Genomic DNA, 12,240 nt, shown 5'->3' on the forward strand with positions numbered 1-12,240 from the left:
CGAAGTGTTCAGCTTCGCCGTGAATCATCAGAAGCGGTAGGTTGCACCGACACCAAAACCGTTGGCGCTGTTTTCGTATTCAGCGTTGTAGGCCTGACCCAAGGCGTTGCTGCGGTTGACGTTGACTTTTTCTTCCTTGAGGTAGGAATAGGCCACGTCGATGGTCAGGTCGTCGGTCGGGCTCCAACCGGCACCCAGGCTGAAGATGGTCCGGTCGCCGGTAGGGATGCGTGGCGAGCGGTCTTCGTTGTTGGCAGGCGACTGGTCGAACGTCAGGCCGGTGCGCAGTACCCATTGTTTGTTCAACTGGTAGGACGTACCGATGGCGTAGGCCCAGGTGTCGTGCCAGTTCTGTTCTTCGGTGATGGTGCCGAAGAGGGCTGGGTTCAGGGCTCCGCCGCCGGTCAGGTCGTTATCGACGGTGATGTCCTTCAGGCGGCTCCAGCGGGTCCAGGTGCTGCCTGCATAGACGGTCCAGGCGTCATTGATTTCCTGGGTAACCGAGAAGTCCACCGATTCAGGCGTGGTGATGTCCAGCGAAGCGTCATAACGTGCACGGCTCAACAGGAAGCCCGGCGTACCGGCACCCGGGCTCACTTCGGTGTGGCCTTCGAGCTTGTACTTGACCTTGGAGTGGTAGGTCAGGCCGACACGGGTGCTGTCGGTAGCCTGGACCATCAAGCCGATGTTGTAGCCGTAGCCGATGTCATCGCCCTTGATCTTGACGTTGCCGTCGTTAGGCGAGAACGGTGTGGTCAGTGCCGATTCCAGCGAGCCGGAAATACGGTTGATGGTCGGGCCGAAACCAATCGAAACCTTGTCGTTGAAGGCGTAGCTGATGGTTGGCTGGAAGGTCACGACCTTCACTTCGCTCTTGCTGCCGAAGTTGCGGCCCTGGAAGCTGTTTTCATAATCGGTGATCAGGCCGAACGGGGCGTAGACACCCAGGCCGAATGCCCATTTGTCATCGATAGGCTTGACGTAGTAGCCCATCGGAACGCCGGTGAACGGAACCATGTCGCCGTCGTTGGTGCCGGAGCGGGTACCGCTGGCATCGTTGATATCGGTGGACGCGTCGATCACGGCGAAGCCGCCGGTCACTTGCTCGCGCTTGAGGCGCGACATACCGGCAGGGTTGCCAAACACGGTGCTTGCATCATCGGCAGAAGAAGAACGACCCGCGAAGCCAGTGCCCATGCCACTGATGCTTTGTTCGTTCAGGGCAAAACCACTGGCAAAGAGTTGGGTGGATGCCAAGGTAACGGCAAGGCCAAGGGTGGTTTTGAGCATCATTTTTTTCATTGTTAGAACTCCAGGTGATCACCGACGCGAAAATTACCAACATTTTCCTCCAAGCGCTATAGCTTGTATGGCTTGATTTAGAGGGGTTTTGTAGGACAATCTGACCAAATTCACTGAAGTTGTAGGAACTTTCTGATTTTCCATTCAGCAAGCGACCTGATTCAGTGGGGAAACACAGTTTTGCCAGGCACAGGTGAAATCCCGCAGGCGTCCCTGGGGGTGAAAAGTCTGCCGCCAGATCCGCGCCATGCCCAACAGGTCGCCGGCCTCGGGCAGCGGTGTGGCCTGCTCCTCCACCAGCAGCCAGGCGATGGCCGTGGCGTAGCGCAGGTTGACGGTCAGTTCCAGATGGGGACCGCTCAGGAACGCATGCTGGCTCGCCAGGCCGCGTACCAGGCTGGCCCGCTCCGGGTCCAGCGCCAGATATTCGTCCCATAAGGCTCGGTGGCGAGGTTCGGTGATGCGGTACAAGCCGTGCCCGCGCCGATCGTGCAACGCCGCGCCAAGCCCGGACTGGCTGGCGGCAATGCCCAGCAGCAAGGTCTCCGCCGTCCTGCTGTGACTCCCCAGGTAGAGGAGCGTCGGACGGATCACGTATCGACACAGTTCGCTGGCAGCGATACCCATAAAACCCTCGAGACGGGAAAAGGGGCGAAGCCTGAAGATGTGGCCTTGGCAGCAGTGGATCGGTTCAGGCTCCGCCGGAAGCGGATCAGGCCGCTTGACTTGAAGTGTAGTGTCATATCCCTGCTGTAAAGGACTGTTTTTAAACCATCTTCATCGAACGGTTATGGTCGTTATAGCGCTTTGTACTTAAGCCGTTGCGCTTTATCGAGAAATGCCAGGCAATAAAAAACCCCGCTTTTCGGGGCGGGGTCTTCGGTTTCAGCTTTCCGGGCGTCTCAGGCAACCAGTGCCTGACGGGTACGCTCGATCACGGCCTGCAGCGGTTCTGCGCTGGAGTACTGGTCGGGATACAGGCGTTCGCTGTGACGGGCGATGCCGTGTTCGTTGACCAGCGTGAAGCTGAAGCAGCCTTTGCGAGCGGCCATGATCAGGCAGTTCATTGGTGCAAAAGCGTTGGTCAGGGTGCGGATGGCATCCTGGGTATGGATTTGAGTAGACATGTTATGGGTGTTCCTGCAAATGACACGGTTAAGAACCGTGCCGCGTTAAAACGTTCCAGTAACGTCGACCACCATTGGTCGAACGAAGAACCCGACTGGAACAAAGCAGCCAGTTTGAGCGCTATAAAAAGGCGCGCTTGGGCTGGCAGGTAGGTACTTAGGAGGGCAGGCAACACATCAAGGGCAAAGGTTCTGGGCCCGGGGTGAAGATCCTGATCAATTTTGCAGGTTGGTTCGGTCAGAGTAACGAGCCTGGCAGACACCCTTTGCATTCGATCAAAGGCAGTGCTGACGCAAGATTTACCTGGAAACCATCGAGGGGGTCGGTCTCTTTTTATCGGTGGGGCTGCCCTTGAGGGTGGCTGACCGTGGAGATGTGTTCGACCCGGAATTGACTTTCAGCTTGGTACTAACGCCGCGGATACTAACGGATCGGAATACCGAAGGGAAGGCCATCGATCAATAAATATTCAAACCCGACCAGTGGGACGCCGCGCTCTGCCTTGCGTGGCTGGCGAGCCCGGGCGATCAGCCAAGGCACTCTCCCGGGTTATCCCCAGGTCCCACCTCTGCGAATGCCTCAAAAAGCGCGGCGATATAACCGTTCGCGTGTTACTTGTGCACACTTGCGACGAGGCTTGTCACCGAACTGTCATGTAGGAGCATTCTGAGGTGGGTGCCTGTATCCAAAATTTAAGTCAATGAAAAACATCGCTTTTTTTAGCTGGTGAAAAAATCGTCAGTTTGAGCGCAGGCCCCGTTCCACAGGGCTTGCGGCGAGTTCAGGGTAGGTTGTCCACTGAGTTATCCACAGCTTCTGTGGATTGTCCCAAGCGCTTGCTCTAGGACGGGCGTGCCGGTTTTTTTCGACTTTACCCGTACGAAAAAAGGAGTAGAGTGGCGCGCCTTCTGACCTGTCACCGTAGTGCGTTATGAAGTTCCGCTCAGTATCAAATCCTGTTACCTCCACACCCCAGGGTGTTACCCCACCCAAGCGTATTTCGATGCGCGTGGCCGAATGGTTACTCGACAGTCCGCGCCTGGGGGACAGCCCTAGCGTCAAGCACCTGGCCGGCCGCCTGCTCAAGCAACCGGCCCGTGAAGGCGTGGTGGCGGCCCAGAGCCGTCTCGGCCAGCTGATGTGCCGCGAATGCGGTAACGCGCGAGACCGGCGTATTGGCCAGGACCTGCTGCGCCAGGCTGCCCGGGCAGGTGATCACCGCGCTCGCCAGGCGTTGGGTGAAATCGAAGACTGAGCTGGGCAACGCCGGGTTGCTTGGTTAACCTTCGGGCTTTATTTCATCCGCGGAAACTGTCATGGCTATGGATTTCACCAGCCTGTTGCTTGGTCTGGCGGGCGCTGCGCTGCCGTTGCTGGCCCTGGCCTGGCATCTGCAACGCCAGGCCAGCGCGGCGCAGACCGAACTCGCCCTGCTGGAAGAACGCCTGGCGACCGCGCACATGGCCCACGATGGGTTGAACGCCCAGCTGGATGCCTGCCGCGACGAAATCAGTGACCTGAGTCAGGCCAATGCCGCCAAACAGGCCGAGCTCGCGGCGGCCAGTCGCGAAGTCGAATTGCTGCAGATCGAGCGCGACAATGCTCGGGACGCGGCCCACGCCTGGAATCTCGAACGGGCCAACAAGGAAGCGGAACTGCGGCGGCTCGATGCCCAGGCGGCTTCGTTGCACGCCGAGCTGCGCGAGCAGCAGGAAAGCCATCAGCAGCGCCTCAATGACCTGCAAGGTTCTCGCGACGAGCTCCGGGCGCAGTTCGCCGAGCTGGCCGGAAAAATCTTCGACGAACGTGAACAGCGCTTCGCCGAAACCAGCCAGCAGCGCCTGGGGCAATTGCTCGATCCGCTTAAGGAGCGCATCCAGTCGTTTGAGAAACGCGTTGAGGAAAGCTATCAGGCCGAGGCTCGCGAGCGGTTCTCCCTGGGCAAGGAGCTTGAGCGCTTGCAGCAATTGAACCTGCGCCTGAGTGATGAAGCCACCAACCTTACCCGTGCCCTCAAGGGGCAGAAAACCCAAGGCAACTGGGGCGAACTGATCCTCGAGCGGGTGCTCGAACACGCAGGCCTGGAGAAGGGCCGTGAATACCAGACCCAGGTCAGCCTCAAGGGCCCGGACGGTGAGCGTTTCCAGCCGGACGTATTGATTTACCTGCCCGGCGACAAACAGGTAGTAGTCGATTCGAAGGTCAGCCTCACGGCTTACCAGCAATACGTCGCCGCCGAAGATGACGCCATCGGCCAGCTCGCCCTCAAGCAGCATGTCGTGTCGTTGCGAGCCCACGTCAAGGGCTTGGCCGGCAAGGACTACAAGCGCCTGGACGGTTTGCACAGCCTGGATTTCGTGTTGCTGTTCGTGCCGATCGAGGCCGCGTTTTCCGCCGCGCTGCAAGCCGAGCCGACCCTGTTCCAGGAAGCCTTTGACCGCAACATCGTGATCGTCAGCCCGACGACGCTGCTGGCGACATTGCGGGTCATCGACAGCTTGTGGAAGCAGGAGCGTCAGAGCCAGAACGCCCGGGAAATTGCTGAGCGCGCCGGATGGCTGTACGACAAGTTCGTGCTGTTCATCCAGGACCTCGATGAAATCGGCAATCGCCTGCAGCAACTGGACAAAGCCTACAGCGCCGCGCGCAACAAGCTGACGGAAGGGCGCGGCAACCTGATCAGCCGCAGCGAACAACTGAAACTCCTCGGCGCCCGGGCGAGCAAGAGCTTGCCGACGGAGCTGCTGGAGCGGGCGATGGCGGATGTGGATGGGTTGCCTGAGGTGGCGGAAGAACCCAGCACGGACACCCAAGGCTGAAGTAGAACTCCAGGCCTGAAACCGAACCCCTGTGGCGAGGGAGCTTGCTCCCGCTGGGCTGCGCAGCGGCCCCTCTTTTATGAGTGCTGCGCACTCAAGCGGGAGCAAGCTCCCTCGCCACGGAGGGTTTGCCCTTCCTGAATTACAACGGCAAATGCCGACTCAACAACGCCCGCAATGCCGCCGGCTTCACCGGTTTGGCCAGGTAATCCAGCCCCGCCGCATGCACTTGCGCCACCGTCTCCGGCCGGCCGTCGGCGCTGATCACCACCCCCGGCACCGGCTCGCCCAGGCGCGTGCGCAGCCAGGCCATCAGCTCGGTGCCCGTCTCGCCGTCGTCCAGATGAAAATCCACCAGGGCCAGTTGCGGACGCCCGCCCTGGGCGAGCCAACGCTCACATTCTTCGCGGTTGCGCGCGGTCCAGACCTGGCACCCCCAACGCGTCAGCAAACTGCTCATGCCGATCAGGATGCTGTCTTCATTGTCCACACATAGCACCTGAGCCCCGCTCGGCAATTGGCCGTTGGGCTCGGGCGCGGCACTGGGGGCAGCGGCCTGGGTGCTGGCCAACGGCACGCTGACACTGAACACGCTGCCGCGCCCCAGCCAGGAACGCACGCGCAACCCGTGATCAAGCACACGGCACAGGCCGTCGGCGATCGCCAGGCCCAGGCCGAGGCCTTTTTCGGCGCGGGTCTGATGGCTGTCGAGGCGTTTGAACTCTTCGAAAATGACCTGCTGTTTGTCTTCGGCAATGCCGGGGCCGCGATCCCAGACTTCCAGGCACAGCTCGCCCTGGCGGCGGCGCACGCCCAACAGCACGGGACCTTTAGCGTAGCGGAAGGCATTGGTGAGGAAGTTCTGCAAGATCCGCCGGAGTAGCTTGATGTCGCTGTCGACCCGCAGGCGCGAGCCACGAACGCGGAACTTGAGCCCTTGCTCCTGGGCCAGCACGGTGAATTCGGCGCCCAGGGTATCGAACAGGTCGTTGAGCACGAAGGGCTTGCGATCGGGGTTGATCTTGCCGTTCTCCAGGCGGGAGATGTCGAGCAGGTCGGTGATCAGGTCCTCCGCCGAACGCAGCGAGCTGTCCAGGTGCTGCACCAGTTGCCGGGCTTCGCCGGGCAGGCTGTCATGCTGGTGGGACAGCGCGGCGGAGAACAGCCGCGCGGCATTCAGGGGTTGCATCAGGTCATGGCTGACGGCGGCAAGGAAGCGGGTCTTGGACTGATAGGCGGCTTCTGCGGTGCTCTTGGCCTCGGTCAGCGCCAGGTTCAGCTGCGACAGTTCCCGGGTGCGCTCGGCCACCCGTTGCTCCAGCCCTTCGTTGGCCTCGGTCAAGGCTTGGGCGGCTTCGCGGAACGCGGTGATGTCAGTGAAACTCATGACAAAGCCGCCACCGGGCATCGGGTTGCCGATCAGCTCGATCACCCGGCCGTTGGGGAACAGCCGTTCCGAGGTATGCGCGCGGCCCTGGCGCATCCAGTGCAAGCGCCGGGCAACGTGGACCTCGGCCTCGCCGGGGCCGCAGAGGCCGCGTTCGGCGTTGTAGCGGATGATGTCGGCGATCGGCCGGCCGACGCTGATCAGGCCGTCGGGGTAATTGAACAGCTCAAGGTAGCGACGGTTCCAGGCCACCAGCCTGAGGGACTGGTCGACCACGCTGATGCCCTGGGTGATGTTTTCGATGGCGCCTTGCAGCAGCGCGCGATTGAACTGCAGCACCTCGGACGCTTCGTCGGCGATCCGCACGACGTCCTCCAGTTGCATCTCCCGCCCTTCAATTGCCGCCTTCACCACCGCCCGCGTCGAAGAGGCGCCCAGCACACCGGCCAGCAGGCGCTCGGTGTGGGCGATCCATTCGCTGTCGGCGTTCTGGCTCGGGTTGAAACCTTTGCCCTGGCGGTAGGCGAAACGGATGAAGCTCTGCCGCGCGCGCTCTTCGCCGACGAACCGGGCGGCCAGCTGCAGCAGATCGTCGATCTGTACCGCGAGCATCGAACGAGGGTTGGGGCGGGCGCTGATTTCCTGGCCGATGAAGCGCCCGGCCTGCCAGTGCTCCGACACGCGGGTGCGGGACAACACCGAGACCCAGGCGAACAGGATGAAATTGCCGGCCAGGGACAAAACCACCCCTTGCGTCAGCGGAGTAATCGGCAGGTCCAGCGGGTTGCCGTGCAGCCAGGCAAGGCCGGGAAAACTGCTCAGTGACCAGCCCAGGCTGTGGGCGGCGATCGGCAGCACCAGCGTATAAAACCAGAGGAAAATTCCCGTGGCGAGACCGGCGAACACGCCGCGTCGGTTCGCCTGTTTCCAGTACAGCGCGCCGAGCATGGCTGGCGCCAGCTGAGTCACGGCGGCGAAAGCGATCTGGCCGATGGTCGCCAGGCTCGCCGTCGACCCCAGCAGCCGGTAACTGACGTAAGCCAGCAGCAGGATCACGACGATGCTCACCCGGCGTACCGACAGCATCCACTGGCGGAACACCTCGAAGGGCCGCTCGGCGTTGTTGCGGCGCAACAGCCAGGGCAGCAGCATGTCGTTGGAGACCATGGTCGACAGGGCGACACTCGCCACGATCACCATGCCGGTGGCGGCCGACGCGCCGCCGATGAACGCCAGCACCGCCAGGGCCGGGTGGGCCTGGGCCAGCGGCAGGCTGATGACGAACGAATCCGGCAGCACCGAACTGGGCAACATCATCTGCCCGGCCAGGGCGATCGGCACCACGAACAGCGCGGCCAGCGCCAGGTACGCGGGAAACACCCACTTGGCCAGGCGCAGGTCCTGCGGGTCGATGTTCTCGACCACGGTCACATGGAATTGCCGGGGCAGGCAGATGATCGCCATCATCGCCACGCCGGTTTGCACGACCATGGACGGCCAGTTGATGGTTTCCTTCCAGTATTGCTCCAGGCGGGGCGCCAGCATCGCCTGGTTGAACAGGTCATCAAAACCGTCATAGAGGCCAAACGTGACAAACGCGCCGACGGCCAGGAAGGCGAACAGCTTGACCAGCGACTCGAAGGCAATCGCCAGGACCATGCCGCGGTGGTGCTCGGTGGCGTCCAGGTTGCGGGTACCGAAGACGATGGTGAACAGCGCCAGGATCAGCGAGACGATTAGGGCGGTGTCCTGGGCCCGGGTGCCCATGGCGTCGGCGCCGGCGCCGATCAGCAGGTTCACCCCGAGCACGATGCCCTTGAGCTGCAAGGCGATGTAGGGCAGCACGCCGACCAGGCAGATCAGGGCGACCACAATCGCCAGGGACTGCGACTTGCCGTAGCGGGCGGCGATGAAGTCGGCGATGGAGGTAATGTTCTCCTGCTTGCTGATCATCACCATTTTCTGCAGGACCCACGGCGCGAACACCAGCAGCAGGATCGGTCCGAGGTAAATTGGCAGGAACGACCAGAGCTGTTCGGCGGCCTGGCCCACGGCGCCAAAGAAAGTCCAGCTGGTGCAATAGACCGCCAGCGACAGGCTGTAGACCCAGGCCCGCACGCGCGGCGGCAACGGCGTGCTGCGTCGGTCGCCGTAGAAGGCGATGGCAAACATGATGGCCATATAGGCCAGGGCGACAACGGCAATCAGCCCGCTGGACAGCGACATGGAAACTCCCGGACAAATATCCCCGGGCTCGGGCCCGGCACGACAGTCTCGCATGCCCGCTCGGGTTCGTCAGTGTCGACCAAGGTCGGGGCGCGGCGGGGTGTCGCGGGTGGGGTGGAGTGCTCGGGTTATCGGGTGTTCTTTTGGGCCTCTTCGCGAGCAGGCTCGCTCCCACAGTGGATCTGCGGGGCACACAGATCGCGTGCCCGCTGGAAATCCCAGGTGGGAGCGAGCCTGCTCGCGAAAGCGGCTTTACTGACCCAACGCTATGTCAACCAACCGATACAACTCCTCGACATCCAGCGGTGCAGTGGCAAACAGGATACGAAACACCGTCGGCGCCACGATCACATTCACCAGCCGCTCGATGCCCGGATTCGGCTCATCGGGATAGCGGTCCAGGATGATCTGCAACTGACCGCTGATAATGCCCACGCAATAACCCGGCGTGGCGCAGGCCTGGATGTCGCGCATCATGTTGCGGCCGGGCTCGGAACTCATTTCATCCAGGTACTGCTCAGCCCAGGCACGCAAGTCGCCGCGCAGGCTGCCGGTATTGGCCGGCTCGCCGTCCGGGCGCATGCGTGCGATGGCGACATCCGCCAGCAACGCTTGCAGATCGCCCCAGCGCCGATAAATGGTGGACGGCGTCACCCCGGCACGCGCGGCGATTTGCGGCACGGTCAGGCTGGCGCGATCCTGCTCCTGCAATAACGCGCGAACGGCCGAATGAATTGACTCCTGGACCCGGGCGCTTCTGCCGCCGGGGCGTAAACCTTCTTTAATAGCCATGAATCGGACCTTAACACAAAGAATTTGCTTTAAGCGCATGCCAGTAGCACACTCCGTAAAAGCAAAAAATTAGCTTTTGTGAATGCCTTGTGGAGCGTGCCCATGTCTCGTCCAGCTTCGACCCGCGCCAGCCTGATATTTCTGGCGCTCACCTTGCTCGGCTTCCTGGCGGCGTCCAGCGCGCCGACGCCGTTGTATCACCTCTACCAGGAACATATGCAGTTTTCCCCGGCGATCCTGACACTGATCTTCGGCGTGTACGCGTTCAGTCTGCTGGCGGCTTTGCTGGTCGTCGGTTCGCTGTCGGATTACCTCGGTCGCAAGCCGGTGATCTTTGCGGCATTGCTGCTCAACATGCTGGCGATGCTGCTGTTTATCAACGCCGACAGCGTCGCCTGGTTGATCGGTGCGCGTTTGATTCAAGGTTTTGCCACCGGAATGGCCACCAGTGTATTGGGAGCGGCGTTGCTGGACTTCGATCGTCAGCAGGGGCCGCTGATCACCAGCGTGGCGCCATTGCTCGGCATGGCGTGTGGCGCGATGGGCTGCGGCCTGCTGGCTGAGTTCGCGCCGATGCCGCTGCAATTGACGTATTGGCTGCTGCTGGCATTGTTTCTCTTCCAGGCGATTTACCTGTGGCGCCTGGCGGAAAGCGTCAGACCGCAGCCCGGGGCGTGGCGATCGTTGCGCCCGACTTTGCATGTACCTGTCCAGGCCCGGCGCGCCTTGTGGCTGATATTGCCTCTGGACCTGGCGGCTTGGGCGGTCGGCGGATTCTATTTGTCCCTCGCGCCATCACTGGTGCGGGCCGCGACCGGTTCGACATCAAACCTGATTGGCGGCGCGCTGGTGGCTGTGCTCACCCTCAGTGGTGCCTTGTCGATCTACACGCTGCGTAACCGGGCGGCAAGAACGATGCTGCGGCTTGGCGCCAGCCTATTGGTGCTCGGCCTGGGCCTGGTATTGACCGCCGTACACACGGCCAGCCTGCCGTGGTTTTTCATTGGCACCTTGATCACTGGCAGCGGTTTTGGCGCGGGATTCCTCGGCGCCCTGCGCAGCATCATGCCGCTGGCCTTGCCCCACGAACGGGCCGGCCTGATGTCGGCGTTCTACGTGCTCAGTTACCTGGCCTTCAGCCTGCCTTCGTTGTTGGCGGGAAACCTCACGCGTATTTTCGGGCTGATTCCGACCACCGATGGCTACGGCGTCGTGCTGATTGTGATGGCAGTCGGTGCGCTGGCGGGCTTGCTGCGCCAGCCTGCAAAACCGCTGGCGGAGGGGGTGGGGTCGTGAGCGCTTATCTGTAAAACAGAATAGATATAGAGAAATTACCCGTTATATAGATATTCTTTTCAGTTCTAGCATGGCTTTACCTCATCCGATAACGAGGATTGACCATGACTTGCTGCGCTGCGAAAAACCGTTTACGCCCGCTGAGCCACTTGGCCGGACCCCTGGAGGTCGTCCGACAATTCACCCCGAACTGGTTCGCCGCCACCATGGGGACTGGCGTGCTGGCATTGGCCCTGGCGCAAGTGCCAGGCGGCAATCCCGGATTGCACGCATTTGCTGAAGGGCTGTGGTTGTTCAACATTCTCCTGTTTGCACTGTTCACCGGGTTGTACAGCGCTCGCTGGGTGCTTTTTTTCAACGAGGCCCGGCGAATTTTCGGCCATTCAACGGTCTCGATGTTTTTCGGCACCATTCCCATGGGCCTGGCGACGATCATCAACGGCTTTCTGGTGTTCGGGTTGCCGCGCTGGGGGGATGGCGTGGTAGCGGTGGCAGAAGTGTTGTGGTGGATCGATGTCGCGATGTCGCTGGCCTGCGGCGTGCTGATTCCGTTCCTGATGTTCACCCGCCAGGAGCACCGCATCGACCAGATGACCGCCGTGTGGCTGCTGCCCGTGGTGGCCGCCGAGGTTGCCGCTGCCAGTGGCGGGCTGTTGGCGCCACACCTTGGCGACGCCCATGCGCAACTGGTCACGTTGGTCACTAGCTATGTGTTGTGGGCATTTTCGCTACCGGTGGCGTTCAGCATTCTGACCATCCTGCTGCTGCGCATGGCCCTGCACAAACTGCCGCATGAAAACATGGCCGCTTCGAGCTGGCTGGTCCTGGGCCCCATCGGCACGGGCGCCCTGGGCATGTTGCTGCTGGGAGGCGAGGCCCCGATGATTTTCGCTGCCAATGGCTTGCCAGGCGTGGGCGAGGTTGCCTCGGGGCTGGGGCTGGTGGCCGGCATCACCCTGTGGGGCTTGGGTTTGTGGTGGATGTTGATGGCGCTGTTGATCACCGGGCGCTATCTGCGCGAAGGCATCCCGTTCAATCTCGGCTGGTGGGGTTTCACCTTTCCCTTGGGCGTGTACGCACTGACCACGCTGAAACTGGCGAGCGTGCTGGGGCTGGTATTTTTCAACCTGCTGGGTTGCGCATTGGTGGTGATGCTGGCGGTGATGTGGCTGATCGTCGTTCGGCGCACGGTGCTGGGCGCCTGGCACGGTGAGTTGTTCGTGTCGCCTTGTATTGCGGGGCTGGGGAAATAATCGTCAAAGACAGGTAATGTGTGGCCTGGATCGAAAA

The 12,240-nt window shown here is 61.7% G+C and carries 9 protein-coding genes; 4 read left to right on the forward strand and 5 right to left on the reverse strand.

Annotated elements, in window-relative coordinates:
• Positions 1–27: 27 nt before the first annotated feature.
• From J3P96_RS07730 to J3P96_RS07740, 3 genes are all read right to left on the reverse strand, one after another.
• Positions 28–1,302, reverse strand: a complete 1,275-nt coding sequence (locus J3P96_RS07730; RefSeq protein WP_305499461.1) for an OmpP1/FadL family transporter — start codon at positions 1,300–1,302, stop codon at positions 28–30.
• Positions 1,303–1,446: 144 nt separating this feature from the next.
• A complete protein-coding gene (locus J3P96_RS07735; RefSeq protein ID WP_434656397.1) occupies positions 1,447–1,929 on the reverse strand; it encodes a hypothetical protein in 483 nt (160 codons plus the stop codon).
• Positions 1,930–2,204: 275 nt separating this feature from the next.
• Positions 2,205–2,429: a hypothetical protein gene (locus J3P96_RS07740; RefSeq protein ID WP_007898912.1), complete on the reverse strand. Its 225-nt coding sequence runs from the start codon at positions 2,427–2,429 to the stop codon at positions 2,205–2,207.
• A gap of 932 nt (positions 2,430–3,361) precedes the next feature.
• Here J3P96_RS07740 and J3P96_RS07745 point away from each other — a divergent pair.
• Positions 3,362–3,685, forward strand: coding sequence for a sel1 repeat family protein (locus tag J3P96_RS07745; protein ID WP_434572466.1), 324 nt, complete (start codon positions 3,362–3,364; stop codon positions 3,683–3,685).
• A gap of 175 nt (positions 3,686–3,860) precedes the next feature.
• Positions 3,861–5,249 carry a DNA recombination protein RmuC gene (gene rmuC / locus J3P96_RS07750; protein ID WP_434631194.1) on the forward strand — a complete coding sequence of 463 codons (1,389 nt, stop codon included), beginning with the start codon at positions 3,861–3,863 and terminating at the stop codon, positions 5,247–5,249.
• A 142-nt stretch (positions 5,250–5,391) separates the two neighbouring features.
• Here the strand turns inward: rmuC and J3P96_RS07755 are convergent, their stop codons facing one another.
• On the reverse strand, positions 5,392–8,862 hold the full coding sequence (locus tag J3P96_RS07755) for a hybrid sensor histidine kinase/response regulator (protein ID WP_434656398.1): 3,471 nt from the start codon (positions 8,860–8,862) through the stop codon (positions 5,392–5,394).
• Positions 8,863–9,114: 252 nt separating this feature from the next.
• Positions 9,115–9,654 (reverse strand): TetR/AcrR family transcriptional regulator, encoded by a 540-nt coding sequence (locus J3P96_RS07760; RefSeq protein ID WP_434656399.1) that lies wholly within the window; start codon positions 9,652–9,654, stop codon positions 9,115–9,117.
• Positions 9,655–9,756: 102 nt separating this feature from the next.
• On the opposite strand from J3P96_RS07760, the gene J3P96_RS07765 reads away from it, so the two are divergent.
• On the forward strand, positions 9,757–10,950 hold the full coding sequence (locus tag J3P96_RS07765) for an MFS transporter (protein ID WP_434656401.1): 1,194 nt from the start codon (positions 9,757–9,759) through the stop codon (positions 10,948–10,950).
• A gap of 104 nt (positions 10,951–11,054) precedes the next feature.
• A complete protein-coding gene (locus J3P96_RS07770; protein WP_434656402.1) occupies positions 11,055–12,203 on the forward strand; it encodes a TDT family transporter in 1,149 nt (382 codons plus the stop codon).
• Positions 12,204–12,240: the final 37 nt, after the last annotated feature.

The organism is Pseudomonas sp. R3-56 (assembly GCF_051132075.1).
In the GTDB taxonomy this organism is placed as follows: domain Bacteria; phylum Pseudomonadota; class Gammaproteobacteria; order Pseudomonadales; family Pseudomonadaceae; genus Aquipseudomonas.